The sequence below is a fragment of the Pseudarthrobacter sp. S3 genome, from assembly GCF_050156905.1.
Taxonomy (GTDB): Bacteria; Actinomycetota; Actinomycetes; order Actinomycetales; family Micrococcaceae; genus Arthrobacter.
Window position 1 is genome coordinate 726054 of the sequence record NZ_CP189583.1, and the last position, 16850, is coordinate 742903.

The 16850-nt window shown below is 65.3% G+C and carries 14 protein-coding genes, 1 tRNA gene and 1 other RNA gene; 8 read left to right on the top strand and 8 right to left on the bottom strand.

Annotated elements, in window-relative coordinates; all coding sequences use genetic code 11:
• Positions 1–210 precede the first annotated feature (210 nt).
• Positions 211–3186: an exo-alpha-sialidase gene (locus tag ACQCSV_RS03625; protein ID WP_426939519.1), complete on the top strand. Its 2976-nt coding sequence runs from the start codon at positions 211–213 to the stop codon at positions 3184–3186.
• A gap of 88 nt (positions 3187–3274) precedes the next feature.
• On the top strand, positions 3275–4306 hold the full coding sequence (locus ACQCSV_RS03630) for a hypothetical protein (protein ID WP_426939162.1): 1032 nt from the start codon (positions 3275–3277) through the stop codon (positions 4304–4306).
• 81 nt (positions 4307–4387) lie between these two features.
• Here ACQCSV_RS03630 and ACQCSV_RS03635 read toward each other — a convergent pair whose 3' ends face one another.
• The 4 genes from ACQCSV_RS03635 to ACQCSV_RS03650 are packed head-to-tail and all read right to left on the bottom strand — an operon-like array spanning position 4388 to position 6734.
• The gene (locus ACQCSV_RS03635; protein WP_354223687.1) at positions 4388–4741 is read right to left on the bottom strand and encodes a serine protease inhibitor; all 354 of its coding nucleotides are present in this window, start codon (positions 4739–4741) and stop codon (positions 4388–4390) included.
• Positions 4738–5670, bottom strand: coding sequence for a 3-methyladenine DNA glycosylase (locus tag ACQCSV_RS03640; protein WP_354223685.1), 933 nt, complete (start codon positions 5668–5670; stop codon positions 4738–4740). Before ACQCSV_RS03640 ends, ACQCSV_RS03635 begins: the two co-directional genes overlap by 4 nt.
• A complete protein-coding gene (locus ACQCSV_RS03645; protein WP_354223683.1) occupies positions 5648–6211 on the bottom strand; it encodes an SSI family serine proteinase inhibitor in 564 nt (187 codons plus the stop codon). Before ACQCSV_RS03645 ends, ACQCSV_RS03640 begins: the two co-directional genes overlap by 23 nt.
• 40 nt (positions 6212–6251) lie before the next feature.
• Entirely contained in the window at positions 6252–6734 is a 483-nt protein-coding gene (locus ACQCSV_RS03650) for a MarR family transcriptional regulator (RefSeq protein WP_354159608.1), read from the bottom strand.
• 80 nt (positions 6735–6814) lie between these two features.
• On the opposite strand from ACQCSV_RS03650, the gene ACQCSV_RS03655 reads away from it, so the two are divergent.
• Complete coding sequence (locus tag ACQCSV_RS03655; RefSeq protein ID WP_354154756.1) at positions 6815–7057, top strand: hypothetical protein; 243 nt, start codon at positions 6815–6817, stop codon at positions 7055–7057.
• A gap of 131 nt (positions 7058–7188) precedes the next feature.
• Entirely contained in the window at positions 7189–7404 is a 216-nt protein-coding gene (locus ACQCSV_RS03660; RefSeq protein ID WP_354154754.1) for a hypothetical protein, read from the top strand.
• Between the two features lie 34 nt (positions 7405–7438).
• On the opposite strand, the gene ACQCSV_RS03665 is transcribed toward ACQCSV_RS03660, so the two are convergent.
• Positions 7439–8797, bottom strand: a complete 1359-nt coding sequence (locus ACQCSV_RS03665; protein WP_185262457.1) for an aspartate kinase — start codon at positions 8795–8797, stop codon at positions 7439–7441.
• 215 nt (positions 8798–9012) lie between these two features.
• Here ACQCSV_RS03665 and ACQCSV_RS03670 point away from each other — a divergent pair, with 215 nt between their 5' ends.
• From ACQCSV_RS03670 to ACQCSV_RS03680, 3 genes are all read left to right on the top strand, one after another.
• Positions 9013–9984 carry an ABC transporter ATP-binding protein gene (locus ACQCSV_RS03670; protein WP_426939163.1) on the top strand — a complete coding sequence of 324 codons (972 nt, stop codon included), beginning with the start codon at positions 9013–9015 and terminating at the stop codon, positions 9982–9984.
• On the top strand, positions 9981–11132 hold the full coding sequence (locus ACQCSV_RS03675; protein WP_426939164.1) for an ABC transporter permease: 1152 nt from the start codon (positions 9981–9983) through the stop codon (positions 11130–11132). The genes ACQCSV_RS03670 and ACQCSV_RS03675 overlap by 4 nt, the downstream gene beginning before the upstream one ends.
• Before the next feature lie 107 nt (positions 11133–11239).
• Positions 11240–12328, top strand: coding sequence for a hypothetical protein (locus ACQCSV_RS03680; protein ID WP_426939165.1), 1089 nt, complete (start codon positions 11240–11242; stop codon positions 12326–12328).
• Positions 12329–12358: 30 nt separating this feature from the next.
• Here ACQCSV_RS03680 and recR read toward each other — a convergent pair whose 3' ends face one another.
• The 3 genes from recR to ffs all read right to left on the bottom strand — a co-directional run bounded on the left by recR (position 12359) and on the right by ffs (position 16288).
• Complete coding sequence (gene recR, locus ACQCSV_RS03685; RefSeq protein WP_160677446.1) at positions 12359–12958, bottom strand: recombination mediator RecR; 600 nt, start codon at positions 12956–12958, stop codon at positions 12359–12361.
• 63 nt (positions 12959–13021) lie between these two features.
• Positions 13022–16141: a DNA polymerase III subunit gamma and tau gene (locus ACQCSV_RS03690; RefSeq protein ID WP_426939166.1), complete on the bottom strand. Its 3120-nt coding sequence runs from the start codon at positions 16139–16141 to the stop codon at positions 13022–13024.
• A 50-nt stretch (positions 16142–16191) separates the two neighbouring features.
• Positions 16192–16288, bottom strand: an RNA gene (ffs, locus tag ACQCSV_RS03695) — signal recognition particle sRNA small type.
• A gap of 385 nt (positions 16289–16673) precedes the next feature.
• On the opposite strand from ffs, the gene ACQCSV_RS03700 reads away from it, so the two are divergent.
• Positions 16674–16761, top strand: a tRNA-Ser gene (locus tag ACQCSV_RS03700).
• The last annotated feature ends 89 nt before the right edge of the window (positions 16762–16850 follow it).

The following is a 16850-nucleotide window of genomic DNA, read 5'->3' on the forward strand; positions in this document are numbered from 1 at the left end:
CTCGGCTGCAAAATGCCCTGCTCCGAGTCGCTGCCCCAAGGCTCTCCCAGGCTTGTTTCAGAATCTCCTAGCCATGTGAGGTTCTACACACTATGGTCGTAGGACGTCGTATGTGGCAGGTGGTATCCCCTTGGGTGCCGGGACCGCCCGCACGGCCGAATTCTCCCGATCCGCCGCCCCGCGGCGCCTTGAAAGGATATGGAATTGCGAATCTTCACTCAGCGGAGCCGGTACCGAAATATTGGCCGGACCGCAGGAACCGGGCTGGTAGCGCTGGCGCTGCTAGCCGGATCCGGGATCGCTGCGCAGGCGGAACCGATCCCCTCTAACAGCCCCACCGCACCTCCCGGTTCATTTGCGGAGGCCAACATCGGCGCCGACCGTACGGCGGCGAACTTCTATTACCGGATTCCCGCACTTACCTACGTTGATAACAACGTGGTGCTCGCCTCATGGGACGGCCGTCCCGGCAGCGCGGCGGACGCCCCCAATCCCAACTCGATCGTGCAGCGCCGCAGCACTGACGGGGGCCAGACGTGGGGCCCCGTGCAGGTTATCGCCGCAGGCCACGTAGGCGACGCCTCGGGTCCGCGGTACGGCTATAGCGATCCTTCCTACATCTACGACGCCGAGGCCGGCAAGGTCTTCGCGCTGTTTGTGTACTCCAAGGACCAGGGCTTCTTCGGCAGCCAGTTCGGCAACAACGACGCCGACCGCACCGTCATCTCCTCGGCCGTCATCGAATCCTCCGACGGCGGCGTCACCTGGACCCAGCCGAGGCTCATCACCGACGTCACCAAGCCGGGCACCAGCAAGACCAGCCCCGTGGCCGGCGATATCCGCTCCAACTTCGCGTCCTCCGGCGAAGGCATCCAGCTCAAGTACGGCCAATACAAGGGCCGCCTGATCCAGCAGTACGCCGGCGATGTGCGCCAGGCGGACGGCACCAACAAGATCCAGGCCTACAGCGTCTACTCGGACGATCACGGCGTCACCTGGCACAAGGGCGCCAACGTGGGCGAGCGCATGGACGAGAACAAAACCGTGGAACTCTCCGACGGCCGCGTCATGCTGAACTCCCGCGACAACGCCAACCAGGGCTACCGCAAGGTGGCCGTCTCCACCGACGGCGGCGCCACCTACGGCCCGGTCACCCAGGACACCGAGCTGCCGGACCCGGCCAACAACGGCTCCATCGCCCGGATGTTCCCCGCCGCGGCACAGGGCTCAGTGGACGCCAAGAAGCTCATTTTTACGAATTCCAATTCCAAGACCGGCCGCGAGAACGTCTCCGCTCGCATCTCCTGCGACGACGGTGCCACCTGGCCCGGCGTGCGAACCATCCGTGCCGGCTTCTCCGCCTACTCCACCGTGTCCCGCCTCGAGGACGGCACGTTCGGCGTCCTTTATGAGGGCAGCTACACGGACAACATGCAGTTCGCGAAGTTCGACGACGCTTGGCTGAATTACGCATGCGCCCCGCTGTCCGTGCCCGCGGTGACCACGACTCCCGGTGCCACTTCACAGGTTGCCGTCACCGTCACTAACCAGGAAGCCACCACCCTCTCCGGCGCGACTGCCACCGTCTATACCCCGGCCGGCTGGACCGCCACCACGGTGCCCGTGCCCGCCGTCGCACCCGGCGCCTCGGCTGTTGTCAATGTCGCACTGACCGTCCCGGCGAACGCCGGTGGTCCGCAGAACCTGAACGCGGCATTCACGACGGCGGATGGCCGGGTTTCGCAGTTCACCTTCACCGCCACCGTCCCGTCGGCTCCGCAGGTGGGACTCACCATCACCGGAACCGCCCCGGCCCGGGACGTCATCGCCGGCCCCTACCAGGCAGGCGACGTCCTGAGCTACACGTTCGCCGTCAAGAGCACTGCGAACGTCACGGCGAATTCCGTCCCGGTCTCCGGCAACTTCGAGTCCGGTTTCCTGCCTCCCGCGCCCGGCGCACCCAGTGCCCCCAACTGCCGGTTCAACAACCTGGCCCCCGGTGCAACATACAACTGCGCCACGGCCAAGCACGCGGTGACCGCAGAGGACATCGAGCGCGGCTACTTCGTTCCCCAGGCAAGCTTCGCCATCACGGCCAGCGCGACGCCGTCGCTCACCAAGTCGGTTCCGTTCGCCGGCGCCGCTGTGGCCCTTCGTGATGGCCTGGTTTCCGCCGGCATTAGCGGCGCCCGTGCGGACTCCGGCCGTGACCTTGCCACCGCACCGTATGCCGCCGGCGACGCAGTTCCGTACACGTTCAGCGTGAGCAACACGAGCCCGCTTGTGGAGAAAGTGGTTCCCACCGCCGGCAACTTCAGGCCGTTCGTCCCCGAAGGCCCGGATAACTGCCGCTACGGTGTGCTCCCGGCTGGCCAGGGTTACAGCTGCGCCACGCCGCGCCACACCGTGACCGCGGAAGAGGCCGCGCAGGGCTACTTCGTTCCGAAGACCACCTGGGAGGTCAGTTCCGCAGGCCAGAGCAACAAGGTCTACACGATCGACGGCGGCGAAGTGGACCTGAAGGTCCGCGACGCCAAGCTGGAAGGCACCGTGTCCGCTGAGTGGGCCGACGTCGACGGCGACCGTTTCGCCAGCGAAGGCGATACTGTCTCGTACACGTACACGGTAGGAAACGCCGGCAATGTCTCCCTGACCGGGCTGAGTGCCCCGGACGCTTCCATCGGTCAGGATGCCGTGGCCGTGGGCGGGACCGTGACGGCAACTCGCGAGCACGTCCTCACCGCAGCCGACATCGCGGCAGGCCGCCTCGACGCCGTCTCGTTCGAAGCAATTGCCACCAATGGCGCCAAGCAGGTCACGGCCACGGTGACCGGAGGAGCACTGGTGCTGGCTCTCCAGCCGGCGCAGCCCGAGGCTGTCCCCGTCCTCGCCGTCCAGGATCTTGAGGGGCAGCCTGCTCCGTTTGATCTGGGCACGCAGGAGAAGTACCGCAACGGCCAGAAGGTGACACTGAAGGGTCTCGAGTACGGCCAGTGGTACTACGTGTACCTGAACAAGAAGAGCTACCGGATCGGCTGGATTTTCCCCACCACGGACAACACGGTTGAGTTCATTTTGCCCTCCGGCGTGCAGAACGGTCGCGACGACGTTGTGGTGCTGGACAAGGATGGCAAGCAGGTCTCCTTTGACCGCCTGCAGGTGACTCCCAAGCGGCCTGGTCTATGACAATTCAGCGGACGACTACCTGAAGTTCATTCAGGGAACGGGCCTGGACCTGGGCATCCCGGATCTTGGAACAACCGCGCCGCGGGATATGAACGTTGCCTCGTTCGCGCTGGGGGCGCTTACCGGGATGACCGAGGTCACCCGGACGCTCACCGCGCTGACCCCGGGCGTCTACCGGGCCAAGGTCAATGTGCCCGGCATCAAGGTGACGGTCACGCCGTCGATCCTCAACTTCAATGCTGCCGGCGAGAAACGCACTTTCAAGGTCAAGTTCGGGAACACCAGCGCTGCTTTGGGGCAGTTTGCCATGGGCAACCTCGTCTGGCAGGGTGCCGGCAAGAACGTGGCATCGCCGGTGGCTGTCCCCCCGCAGTCGGTGGTGGCGCCGGCGAACCTGGCCTTCGCCTCGGAAGGCGGCCAGGGGCAGGGTGACATTCCGGTGGTTGCCGGCACCAACGCGCCCGTGAAGATCACCTTGGATGGTCTGTCCAAGGCTGACTCCTCAGCCATCGAGCTGGTTCCCGGACCGCTGGGCCTGGAAACGAACGCGTCCAACTTCGCCAAGGAGGTCACCGTTCCGGCAGGATCGCCGTTGGCAAAGTTCTCCGTCTTTTCAGCCGACCAGGCCGCCGACTTCGACATGGTGGTCTTCAACCCGGCGGGACAGGCGCTGCTGGCCCAGACGGCCTCTGCCAGCGAATCGCTTTCGGTTCCGAACCCGGCGCCGGGCGTTTACACGATTTTTGTGAACCTCTACGCAAGCCCCAATGGGGAGCCCACCAAGGCGTCCGTGGACGCGGCAGTGCTGGGAGCCCATGTGGGAAATGCCACGGTGACCCCCAATCCGCTGCGGCTCAGGAATGGCCAAGCGGGCATTGTGAAGCTGCAGTGGAAGGATCTCGCTGAGGGCTCGTACATCGGCCGGGTGACGTTTGACGGTTCGAGCGTTCCCACCTTCGTCTCCGTGGTTGTCACTCCGGGCAGCGCTGTGGTGATCCCTGATGATGAAACGGCCGATAACCCTGCCGCGGACTCGAAAGATAAGAAGGACACGATCAAAAAGGAAAAGAAGAAGCAGGAGATCCCGGAGTTTTCCGGAAACCGCAACATGGATCTCTAGCTCTTCAAAAGAGCACGGAAACGCCGCCGGACCGTTTGGGTCCGGCGGCGTTTCCGTCGGTGCGGAGATTGCCGCCGAGGGTCAGGTTTCGCCGCGGGAACCCATTGTCCCGCCGAGCAGGGGCGCCATGGCGCGCCAGCGGGAGATTTCACAACCGTCAGTTCGCCGGAAAGTCACACTCACGGGACGGCCGTTGATGGAGCCTGTCACAACGGCCACCTGCGGCCCGCCGTATTGCTGCGTGCAGAGTTTCGGGGGGCCCGGTTTGGGGAAGAAGATGTCCTCGCCTAAGCGTTCAATGGCTGACAACGCTCCTGCCGGATCGGGCAACGTGCAACCGTCGGAGGGGCGGCCATCGTGGGCTATCAGCCGGAATTCGTACTCGGGGGCGTTTGGGTCTTCCGTGACCTTGATGGTCAGCTCGAGGTCCTTCATACCGCCCCTGCCGTTCGAAGCGGTGCCAAGGCTTGCGCCAGGCGCGCGCGGAGCGCGGCAGCCTCGGCCGCGAAGGCCCGCTGATGCTCAACGTAGGCCGCTTTGCCTTCAGCTGTTTCGATCCGGATGGGCGGGTAACCCCACTCCGCGAGGTCGTAGGGGGAAGCCTGCATGTCCATGGCCCGGATCCGCCAGGACAGTTCGAAGCAATCCATGACCAGTTCGCTGGGAAGCGCAGGCAGCAATTTGTACGCCCACTTGTAGAGATCCATGTTGGCGTGCAGGCAGCCCGGTTGTTCCATGTGCCGCTGGTTTTCGCGGCTGGGCGCCAGTTCGTTCAGCGCGATGGCGTCGGGCGTGTAGAAGCGGAAGGCATCAAAGTGTGAGCACCGGATCCGGTTGTCCTCCACCACTTTGTCCGTGCCGGTAGAACCCAGCCTCAGCTGCAGGTATTCATGGCGCCGGTCGAACTTGTCCTGGCGGTAGACCATGGCCCATTCGTGCAGCCCGAAGCAGCCGAACTGCGCAGGGCGGGCAGCGGTGCCGTGGAGAATGATGTCCGCGAACGCCACAGCCTCGTACCGGTCGGCCAAGAATTTGTCGCGATCAAAAGTCACTGCAGCGGTTCCTGGCGGCAGCCCCAGGGAGGCGAGTTCGCCGTCGTCGAGCGTCCTATAGTGCTTCCAGCCCATGCGGGCGGACGCGGCTTCAGCGGTCAGTACGACGCCGGCTCCAGGGTGCAAGCGCAGCAGCTGGCCAGGCTTCTGCGTGTAGTAAGTGAAAAGAAAATCCTCCACCGGGTGCTTCCGGCCTGCCGAGCGGCGGGCAAGGTAGGGATCAGAGTAACGGCGGACGCGTTGGGCGTGCGCTTCTTCGCGGGCACGCCAGGCATCGGCCGTCAGCAGGCTACGTTGCTCCACCGCTGGCACCTAGGACGTCGTGGGCTGCGTTCCATGCACCGATTTCGCAGCCGTTGGTGCGCGCGAACCCGGCATCGACGGGAGTATTGTCCACAATCCCGGTGACTGTGGCGGTCTGCGGGCCGCCGTATTGTTCGGTGCAGGCCACGTCTTTGCTCCTGGGAGCAGGGCTGAGGAGCGCTGCGTTGTTCTTGAGGGCAGCGCACGCAGCCTCAGGCGTGGGGTGTTTGCTCTCGGCTGTGGGAAGGCCATCGCGGCAGACCAGTGTGTAGTTCTCCGCCGGCTCAGCGGGAGAGGGCTTGACCATGATGGCAAGCTCGGCGTTTCCGGCGCCGAGGCCCGCCTTCGGGGCTGGGGGTGCGGAAGGGGACGGTGCCGGGACGGTGGTCTCGGTATCCGGAGCGGGGGCGGCGGTGGTGCCCTGGCTGGCGGAGGCGCTGGCTGAAGGGGTGGCGGACGACGTCCCGGTCCCGTCAGGCGTGCCCGTACACGCGGCAAGCAAGGCAACGGCGAGGACCGCCAGCAATGGCCGTACTGATCTCAAACGCATGGGCCCTCCTAGGTTGTTGCCATTTTACGCCTTGGCGGGTTTACTCCCCGACGGGTTGCCAGTCGGTTCCGGCGGTCGCGGCGATGAGCCCCATCATGGACTTGTGCAGCTCGCCCACCTGCTCCCGGGTCAGCCCCAGGCGTTCCATCATGGCGCCCGGGACGGCAACGGCCTGCTGGCGCAAGGAGGCACCGGCCGGGGTCAGGCCTACGGCAAGGCTGCGTTCGTTTCCGTCCACCCGCTGGCGGGTGACAAAGCCGGCCTCCTCCAGCCGCCGAAGAAGCGGTGAGATAGTGGCCGGCGCCTGAGCCAAGGCTTCACTGATGCTGCGCAGGCTGCGGGGTGCTGATTCCCAAAGACACAGCATCACGAGATATTGCGGGTGCGTGAGGCCGAGCTTTTCGAGGACGGGCTTGTAGGCGCCCACTACGCTTCTGGATGCCACAGTGAGGGCAAAACAGAGCTGCTGTTCCAAACGGAGGTCATCGTCCTGCTGCCGCGCAGCGCCGGCCCGTACCGTCATCACATTCCTCCAATAGTTAGTGCACTAATTGTTAGCGTACTCTGGAGCGAGTAGATGGTTCTATCGAAGGGGTCACTTTCATGGGCACAGGCACGTCAGCGGAGAAGGGCAACGCTTCCCAGCGGTTCATGCGGGCAACCGGGAAGCTCCGGGCAATTTTCGGCCCGGCCAACCGCAGTTCCCTGGTGCATGACATGACCGAAGAGAACCGGGAACTCCTTGCGCAGCGCGAGCGGGAAACCCAGCAATGGGAAACGCTCACCCGCCCGGACGGCAGCACCTATGTTGTGCCCAGGAACCCGGAGGACCAGTCCCTCCGCTGAGCCTTCCTGGCCGTCCCGTCAGGCTGAACCTCACCGGGCTCATTTTGTGGAAGCGGGCGTAAAATAGGGGCACTGACTCCAACAGGAGGTAGCGGCTCTTTCACCCGCAACGCGGGAAGGGGGTGGAAACAATGGGACATGCGCTCACCGGTTTTATGCACGTGACAGACAGGCTCCGTTTTGTCTTCGGGCCGGCAACGCGTCTGGACACGGATTTGCCCGTGATCCACAAGCATGATGAGTATGAGCAGGCCTCTGACGAGGACCTTTCCCACTTTGTAGTGGCAACCGATTCCGAAGGTCATCACTACGCCGTGCGCCGCGAAGAACTGGACAAGCAGGGCTGAAATAAGGGCGTTGCTTGTAGAGGGCGGACTTGGCCTAACGTCCGGTGCCGCCGTAGACGGTTGCCTCGTCCTCGCTGTCCAGGTCGAAGGCCTTGTGGATTGCCCGGACGGCGTCGTCTAGGAGATCGGCGTGTGTCACCACGGAGATCCGGATTTCCGAGGTGGAGATCATGTTGATGTTGATCCCGGCGTCGGACAGGGCCTTGAAGAACGTCGCAGAGACGCCCGGGTGTGACCGCATGCCGGCCCCGATCAGGGACAGTTTGCCGATCTGTTCGTTGTATTCGATGTTCTCGAAGCCGATGTCCGGCTGCGCGGCCTTGAGTGCTGCCAGGGCCTCCGCACCTTCGACGATGGGGAGCGTGAAGGAAATGTCCGTCCGGCCCGTGCCGTGCGTGGAAACGTTCTGCACGATCATGTCGATGTTCGAGTGGGCGTCGGCAATGACCTGGAAGATCGCCGCGGCCTTGCCGGGGATATCCGGGACACCCACCACGGTGACCTTGGCTTCGGAACGGTCGTGTGCAACGCCGGAGATGATTGGCTGCTCCAAGGCAACTCCCTCTTGAGTGGTGATCTTGTCTTCGGCGCTGGGGATGACCCAGGTGCCTTCGTTCTGGCTGAATGAGGACCGGACATGCAACGGCACGCCGAACCGGCGTGCGTATTCAACGCAGCGCAGGTGCAGGATCTTTGCGCCGGACGCCGCGAGTTCCAGCATCTCTTCGCTGGAGATGGTGTCGATTTTCTGGGCGGACGGCACCACCCGGGGGTCTGCGGTGTAGATGCCGTCAACGTCTGTGTAGATCTCGCAGACATCGGCATCGAGTGCGGCAGCCAGGGCGACGGCGGTGGTGTCCGAGCCGCCGCGGCCCAAGGTGGTGATCTCGTTGGTGCTGCGGCTCATCCCCTGGAAGCCGGCCACGATCGCGATGTGCCCCTTGTCCAGGGCGGTGCGGATGCGGTGCGGATCGACGTCGATAATGCGCGCCTTGCCGTGGATGCCGTCCGTGATCATGCCGGCCTGGGACCCGGTGAAGGACTGCGCTGAGGCGCCGAACTTGTTGATGGCCATGGCCAGCAGGGCCATGGAGATGCGCTCACCGGCGGAGAGGAGCATGTCCATCTCGCGGGCAGGGGCGGAATCAGTCACCTGGGCGGCAAGGTCCAGTAGTTCGTCGGTCGTGTCGCCCATGGCCGAAACGACCACCACCACTTCGTTGCCGGCGCGCTGGGCGTCGACCACGCGCTTGGCGACGCGCTTGACTCCCTCGGCATCCGACACCGAGGAGCCGCCGAACTTCTGCACGATCAGCTGTTTGGTCACGGCAGGGTCTTCGGGCAGCTCCTGTGGCTGCGTTGCTGCGTGCACTTCGGAAGTGGGCGTACTCATGCGCGTACCTTCACTGGATCAATCGGAGTTCTGGAGGTCAGGCACGGCCTTGCGGCTGGACGGCGTGACGTGTCAGCCCAGTTTATCGCCGCCTGTGGCCGCACGCGGAATTGTGTCCAAATCTCAGCCTCCCGGCGGATACTGCGCCCGTCGGCTCGGGCGTAGGCTCAAATAGTCAGTATGTATGAACGGCTTGGGGGACAGGTGCTCGGAAAATGACAGAAAATTGGGACCAAATAGGCATGCCGGCCCGGCCGGAAATCCCTCGTCAGGACGGCATCAGCGCCACCGCGGTGAGCCGCCGCTTCGGCCAGGTGCACGCCGTCGAGCACATGGATTTTCATGCTCCGGCGGGTAAAGTCACCGCCCTGATCGGCCCTAACGGGGCCGGTAAGACCACGTTGTTGCTTATGCTGGCTTCGCTGTTGGCGCCGGATTCCGGCACTATCACGGTGGATGGGCTCGATCCGCAGCACCACAGCCCGGAAGTGCGCAAAAGGATTGGCTGGATGCCGGACACCCTGGGGGTGTGGGAGTCCCTGACCGCCCGTGAAATTCTCACGCAGATAGCCCGTTTCTACCAGCTGCCCAAGGCCGGCATCCCGCAGCGCGTCACCGCCATGCTGGAACGTGTCCGCCTGAACGATCTGGCGGACCAGCCGGCCCGCGTCCTGTCCCGGGGGCAGCAGCAGCGCCTCAGTCTGGCCCGGGCCCTGATCCACGATCCGTCCGTGTTGCTCCTCGATGAGCCGGCGTCCGGCCTGGACCCGGGATCGCGGGTGGAGCTGCGCGTGATGCTGCGGCAGCTCGCGTCGGAGGGCAAATCCATAGTTGTCTCCTCCCACGTACTCAGCGAGCTGGACGAGATTGCCGACGCCGCGGTGTTCGTCAACCAGGGGAAGACGGTCCGGCACCAGACCACGGATGAGGCTTCCGCCTCCGGCAGGCGCTACGCCATCTCGGCAACCGACGGTAACGCGCTCGCCGCCAAAATAACGGAGCTGGGCCTGGCGTTCCGGGTTGAGGACGGCCGCCGGCCGGCCGTCAGCCTGGTGTTGCTGAACGACGGCGACGCCGCCCGCCTCCTGCGCGACCTGGTGCTGGCCGGCGTCGGGGTCAGTTCCTTTGCGCCCGCCTCGGGTGCCTTGGAAGAGACATACATGAACCTTGAGGGGGAGCGGCGATGAGCGAGATGACAGATATAACCCAGCGCCTGGCGGCCGCCGGTTTTGGTGCCGGCTACCTTGCTGGGATCCGTGATGTGGTGGTCCTGGAACTCAAACAGCGGCTCCGCTCCCGCGGCTGGTACATCATGCTGGCGATCTGGTTCATCCTGACGGGCCTGGTGACCTGGCTGACGTGGGCCAGCTGGAATGCCCAGCGCGAAGCGCAGCGGGCCTACTCCAACTTCATGCCGCCCGACACCGGACCAGGGTCCATGATCTTCGAAGTGGTCCTGGCCTTTGTCCTCCTTTTCGCGTTGCTGGTGGCGCCCGCGCTCTCTGCCAATGCCGTCAACGGCGACCGCGCCGGCGGCACCCTGGCCATCCTTCAGGTGACCCTGCTACGGCCCGGCCAGATCCTGTGGGGCAAGTTCTTCGCCGCGTGGGCCGCCGCTCTGGCATTCCTGGTGGCCAGCACGCCGTTCCTGATCATCGGAGTCGCCCTCGGCGGCATGACGCCCGGCCATGTTCTCGTGGCCCTGCTGATGCTGGCCGTCGAAGTCGGCGTGGTGTGTGCCATCGGCGTCGGAATTTCCGCGCTGGCGGGGCGCCCGCTGTTCTCGATTGTGGTCACGTACCTTGCCGTGGCCGGGCTGGTTTTCGGTTCCCTGATTGCCTTTGGCCTGGGCACCGGGCTCTCGCAGGGCACCATCATGGCCAACCAGGCGCAGTACCGCAACTACGAACAGTTACGGCCGGTACCCGACGACACGGTGGCGGAGGAACCGGCGTACACCTGCTCCGGACCGCTGCGTGCCCAGCCGGCCGTGCGGACAGAGAGAGTGGCGTGGATGCTCGCCATGAACCCCTACGTGGTGGTGGCCGACGCCATCCCCTATACGGTCCGAGTTAACAGTGGCTTCGGCATGTCGTCACCGGTAGGGGCCATCGAATCCATCAGCCAGGGTGCGCGTTACGCCATGGCCGGCCCGGAGGGCACATACCCTTGCGCCAATGGCGAGGCCAAGCCACAGTATCTGGCGCAGTCCACTCCGTTGTGGCCGCTGGGGCTTGGCCTGCAGCTGCTGCTTGCCGGCCTGCTGATGTGGTTGGGTTGGCGCTCGCTGCGCACCCCGGCGCACAGGCTGGCGCGCGGTACCCGTATCGCCTGAGGCGGGCACTGGACAGATCCGTCCCCGGCGGATCACGATTGGAATAGCCGGCCGAATGGCCGGTGACCGAGGGGGCTGGGCCTGTCCACCGGGATGGAGGCTCCGTTGTGGCGGAAGCCGAACACACTCCTGACCTGCGTCCCCCTCCCGACGCCGTGTTCGAGCCTATCGGCGGGAGCCTGCCCAGCGAGCCGGAAGTGGGTGACGGTGACTGTTCGCCGACGGAAGGACAGTCCGGCAGATGGCTCCTCACGCAGATTGCGCACGAAGGATTTTCGGCCATCCGCAGTCGCCGGTTCTGGGTGGATTCGGCGATTGTCCTGTTGGGTACCGGGCTCGCAAGTACGGTCATTGTTGCGGTCATGTCCGGGGCCGGCGCGCCCGGGCTCGCCGGGACGTGGCCCTGGGCCTACGTGCTGGCGTCAGCAATTGTGCCTGCGTCGGCCTCCATGCTGGCGGTCCACTGGGGGTTGCTGGGTGAGCGCTGGCGGGGCCAACAGGACTCTTCGGGCTTTGGCCCCGGGTTGCCACTGCTCGCAACAAGTGTGCGGGGTCTGATCTTTGCGGTGCTGGCGTTGATGTCGGAATGGGTGGAGGCAACGATCACCGGCGGTTCCGGCTGGCTTGCCGTCGCTGCCGCTGCCGCCGTTGCCCTGGAATTCCTGGTGTTCGGTGCCATCGGCACGGGGGTGGCCGCGTTGCTAAGGCACCCGGTGCGGGCGGGGGTCCTCGGATGGATGCTCGCCATGATGCTGGTTGCGGGGAACATAGCGGCAGTGTGGGCGCTGATGCCTGCCGTCCGCTCGCAACAGCCTGTAACAGTTTCCATGAACGTTACGTACGGGCATTTCGGTGAACCTATCGCCTACGACTGCGCGACCGAAGTGGTGGGCACTGCCGAGGTCTTCCATACTGAACGGATTATGTGGCTGGCCGCCACGAACCCGGTTGTCATCTTCACTATGGTGGCGGCGGATGCCGGGTTCGACGACGGCATTCCGGAATGGATTCCGGCGGCGCTTCAGTCGGCCGGTGACGGAAGCCAGGTTCCGTGTGCGGGCGGCGTTCCTGTAGTCGAAGACTCGCTGCACACCCCGTTGGCCGGAATCGGGCTCGCACTGCAGGGAACCCTGGCCGTCCTCCTCCTTGCCGCCGGCCACTGGGCTGCTCGACGCAGGCTGGCCACGGCGGCTTAGGCCCTCTCGCTGCCGGCGGCTCAGGTCGGGTCAGATCAGGGCATTGCGGCGGCCCTCGAACGCCCGGCCGAGTGTCACCTCGTCCGCGTACTCAAGATCGCCGCCCACGGGCAGTCCGGAGGCCAGCCTGGTTACAACGATGCCGATGGTCTTCAGCATTCGGGCCAGGTAGGTTGCCGTTGCTTCGCCTTCGAGGTTGGGGTCGGTGGCAATGATGACTTCCTGGATGGCGCCGTCGTTCAGCCGGGTCAGGAGTTCCCGGATCCGCAGTTGCTCGGGCCCCACGCCGGCAATGGGGTTGATGGCCCCGCCCAGCACGTGGTAGCGGCCGCGGAAGGATCGTGTGCGCTCCACGGCGAGAACATCCTTGGACTCCTCCACCACACAAATGACTGACGGGTCCCGCCGGGGATCGCGGCAGATGTTGCACAATTCCTGCTCGGTGACGTTGCCGCATACCGTGCAGAACTTCACGCGTTCCTTCACCATGGTGATGGCTTCCACGAGTCGCTTCATGTCCTGGGGGTCCGCTTCGAGGATGTGGAAGGCAAGCCGCTGGGCGGACTTGGGACCGACACCGGGAAGCCGTCCGAGCTCGTCAATCAGCTCCTGGACTGCACCTTCGTACACGTTTTCCTCTTTTGGTTTGTCTTGGATGGTGATTGGAGCTGCGGGAGCACGTGCTGCAGGTGCCTAGAACCTCGAAACGATGGGGTCTCCGTCCGGGGACCGCTCCTCGATGAGCTTTCCGCCCAGAATACGCTCCACGGCGGCGCGTCCGAAGACGCCGGACTCTTCGATGGTTTCATCGTCCGCGCTCGGAATGTCCTGGACGTAGGTGGCGGCGGCAGCCTTGGCTGGAGCCTTGGCGCGCCCGGCTTCGGCCTCGGGGCTGTTGGACAGGCGCTGGTAAAGACTCTGCCGGGCGGCAGCAGCGGACTCGGAGGTTGCCGGTGCGGGCTGCAGGGGCGCGGCTGCCGAAGTAGTCGATGCCATGGCGTACTCGCGGACTTCGGCCGGTTCTGGAACCACCGCTTTCTCCAGAGGGACTGCCGGAGCCGCCGGGAGTTGGCCGGTCGACGCCGGGCTAGGAAGCGCCGCGGTTTCTGGTGCAGGGCTTTGTGGTGCGGCTGGTTGCTGCGCAGCAACGCCGGACGTTGCGGCGACAGCCACGGGCGGCAAGCCCCAACTGGCGTCGGCCTCGGACTGGCTAACCACAGGTGACTTCTGCGGCATCTGAGCGGTGGCCGGCTCGTAGCTGGGGGCGCGAGAGGCGCTGGCGGACTCTTCAGGGACGGGCGTGTTCAGGCTTTTGCCAACGTTGGGTTCGGTACCAACAACCCATACGCCCGGAGCCTGCTCGACGGCGCGGCCCCACGGATCCATTGCCGAATCGGGCTGCGACGGAGCGGCAGAGGTCCTGGCCGTTGGGGAGGTTCTTGTTGCTGCAGCCTTTGAGGTACTTCGAGCAGGCCGCTTGGCGGGTGTGGCCGCCGAAGCGCCAGTCTGTGAAGGCGACAGCCGTGGCGCAGCAGGAGCCGATGGATCCCAGTCGATGGGGGGTTCCTCGTCCAGGGACGGAGCATCTTCGTCGCGCGGCGGGCCCCAGCCGTCATCGGAGTAGGCGTACGAGCCGGCAGTGGCATCAGACTCAGCCGGCTCGGACTGACCCTGGGCGGCTGGTGCCTGGGCGGACTCTGTGGCTGCCGGGGCGCTGACGGCGCCGGTGTGCTGGACAGGAGACTCCGGAGCCGCTGGGACTGTGGACGGTGGATTAGCAGACGGCGCAGCGGTGTCAGGAAGTACGGCCGGTTCAGGAGCACGCGTCGCGGGGGACGGGGCAAGAGAGGGTGCAGGCGCGGTGGCATCGGCGGCGGGGGTGGAAACAGCGGTGGCAGGGGCCAGGCCCCAAGCGACATCGGCTGAACTGGCCGGAGTTTCTGGGCTAGCGGGTGCTTTTGGGTTTGGCTCAGCGCTCGCTGCACTGTTGGCGGCGCCACCGGCGACTGCGGTGATCTGGCAGTCGATGCCTACCGTTTTGTGGATCGCCTGCCGCAGGTTCTCAGCGTGGTCAGCCCGGCCAAAGGCGCCGGCCAACCCCGTGGTGCTGAAGGAAAGCGTCAGGACCTGGCCGTCGAAGGCACCTACCTGGGAGTTGGGCTCAACCAGGGCCCACGTGCTGCGTTTGATCTTGGAGAGCGTCTGCAGAACTTCCGGCCAGGCACGGCGCAGGACTTCAACATCCCCTGTGCCTGCCGCAACGGTGGCGGCGGCAGGGGCAGGCGCGGCCGGGGCAGGAACCGCGACGGGGTCTGTGTTTGCTGGCGGGGTGGCTGGCGGAACTTCGCGGGTAGCGTCTTGCCTGGTCTCCCGGTTGGGCTTACCGGTTGCCTGCGGCGTGGAAACGGGCCGCCGGCCTGTGGACTCGTCAACCGGCCAGTCGTTGGTGCTGACCCTGGGCGGCGTCAGCGCCGGCCTGGCCGCTTCGGCCCCGACGGCCTGTGGGCGGGCAGACTCGGGACCGGCAGCGGCGGGTGGCGAAGGCTGCTGCGCGGCAGCCGGCGCCGCCGCACGTTCCGGTGTCGCGGCCGGAACCGAAGCAACCGCGGACGCCGGAGCGGGAGCACCGACGTCGTTCCCTGCGTAGTTCAGGCGCCGCTCCACACGGTCGATCCGGGCAGCGATGCCGCGTTCGGTCTGTTCCGAACTGGGGAGCAGGATGCGGGCGCAAAGAAGCTCGAGGTGCAGCCGGGGGGACGTGGCGCCGGTCATCTCGGTCAGCGCCGTGTTGGTGACATCAGCTGCGCGCGAAAGTTCGGAGGCCCCGAGGTTGTGCGCCTGGTTCTGGAGCCGGGCGATCTGGTCCGCCGGCATGCCGCGGAGGATAACCTGGGCGCTTTCGGGCATGGCCTGGACAATGATGAGGTCGCGGAAGCGTTCCAGTAGGTCCTCGACGAAGCGGCGGGGATCGTGGCCGGTCTGCACCACGCGGTCCACAGCCCGGAAAACGGTGGCGGCATCTGAGGCAGCCACAGCTTCCACCACGTCATCCAGCAGCGAAGCGTGCGTGTAGCCGAGCAGGGCAACGGCCAGCTCGTAGTCGAGGCCGGTGGGTCCGGCGCCGGCCATCAGCTGGTCCAGCACAGATAGGGAATCTCGGACGGAGCCGCCGCCGGCCCGGACCACCAGGGACAGAACGCCGGGTGCCACGGGAACGTTTTCCTGGTTGCAGAGCAGTTCCAGGTACGCCATCAGCGGCTCCGGCGGGACAAGTCGGAAAGGGTAGTGGTGCGTGCGGGAGCGGATGGTGCCGATGACCTTGTCCGGCTCCGTGGTGGCGAAGATGAACTTGATATGCTCCGGCGGCTCTTCAACGATTTTCAGTAGGGCGTTGAACCCGGCGGAGGTGACCATGTGGGCCTCATCGATGATGAAAATCTTGTAACGGTCGCGGACCGGAGCGTACGTTGCGCGTTCTCGGAGGTCGCGGGCGTCGTCCACGCCACCGTGGCTGGCGGCGTCGATCTCGATGACGTCCAGGGAGCCTGAGCCGCCGCGTGCCAGTTCAATGCAGCTGGGGCACGTCCCACAGGGAGTATCCGTAGGGCCTTGGGCGCAGTTGAGGCAGCGGGCCAGGATGCGGGCGGAGGTGGTCTTTCCGCAACCGCGGGGGCCGGAGAAGAGATAGGCGTGATTGACGCGGTTTTTCCGCAGCGCCGTCATCAGCGGCTCCGTGACGTGTTCCTGCCCGATAACGTCAGCGAAAGAGTCCGGGCGGTACCTGCGGTAAAGGGCGGTGGTAGTAACAGTCACGAGAAGACCCTACCAATCCGGGCAGACATCCTGCCGCCCTGTGGGGGAATAGTAAAGACCCCCCATGCACCCGCCAGAGCCCGTTTACCCTTGCTACCTTCCGGTCCTGGGGGAGTTCAACAGGATGACGCCACATGAGGGGCCGCAGACAAGTTTACCCGAAGATTCGGGAGGGTCTGGACGGCCCCGGTGGCGGCCGGCCGCGGTCCCCTTGGCGGGTCAAAGCCCGCAGGCAATCCGGCTGGACATAGGCAGCAATTTCCATTGCTTATCCGGCGGATAGGGCCGATCATGGATATGTACACCGATTGGGGCAATCTCAAGGTTGTGAGCTGCGGGGCCTGGCTGGAGGGCTGGACCCGGCAGCTCAACGGCGTATCGGAGGAATGGGCGCATTGGGGGCGTCCATTTTTACGTTAAGCAGCCAAATGAAGTCCGGGTTGCGCGCCCGCGGCAATAGCCCCTCAGGGCCAATTGGGCGATGCCGGAAAGTTCAGGTATTCTAGTATCTGCTTTTGATTCGAAAGCAGCTGGAGAATTCGCCTAGCGGCCTATGGCGCACGCCTGGAACGCGTGTTGGGTTAACGCCCTCGGGGGTTCAAATCCCCCATTCTCCGCCAGTAGAAACCCGGTCCTGACCTCGTCAGGGCCGGGTTTTTGTTTTGGTCAGCCAGGCGCTGACCGGTGACTGGAGCCCAGCTTCCTTGCC

Coding starts and splice junctions, on each gene's coding strand:
- ACQCSV_RS03665 (WP_185262457.1), bottom strand. CDS start 8,797: ATGAGTACGCCCACTTCCGAAGTGCACGCAGCAACGCAGCCACAGGAG.
- ACQCSV_RS03630 (WP_426939162.1), top strand. CDS start 3,275: ATGAACGTTGCCTCGTTCGCGCTGGGGGCGCTTACCGGGATGACCGAG.
- ACQCSV_RS03675 (WP_426939164.1), top strand. CDS start 9,981: ATGAGCGAGATGACAGATATAACCCAGCGCCTGGCGGCCGCCGGTTTT.
- ACQCSV_RS03670 (WP_426939163.1), top strand. CDS start 9,013: ATGACAGAAAATTGGGACCAAATAGGCATGCCGGCCCGGCCGGAAATC.
- ACQCSV_RS03645 (WP_354223683.1), bottom strand. CDS start 6,211: ATGCGTTTGAGATCAGTACGGCCATTGCTGGCGGTCCTCGCCGTTGCC.
- ACQCSV_RS03650 (WP_354159608.1), bottom strand. CDS start 6,734: ATGACGGTACGGGCCGGCGCTGCGCGGCAGCAGGACGATGACCTCCGT.
- ACQCSV_RS03635 (WP_354223687.1), bottom strand. CDS start 4,741: ATGAAGGACCTCGAGCTGACCATCAAGGTCACGGAAGACCCAAACGCC.
- ACQCSV_RS03655 (WP_354154756.1), top strand. CDS start 6,815: ATGGGCACAGGCACGTCAGCGGAGAAGGGCAACGCTTCCCAGCGGTTC.
- ACQCSV_RS03660 (WP_354154754.1), top strand. CDS start 7,189: ATGGGACATGCGCTCACCGGTTTTATGCACGTGACAGACAGGCTCCGT.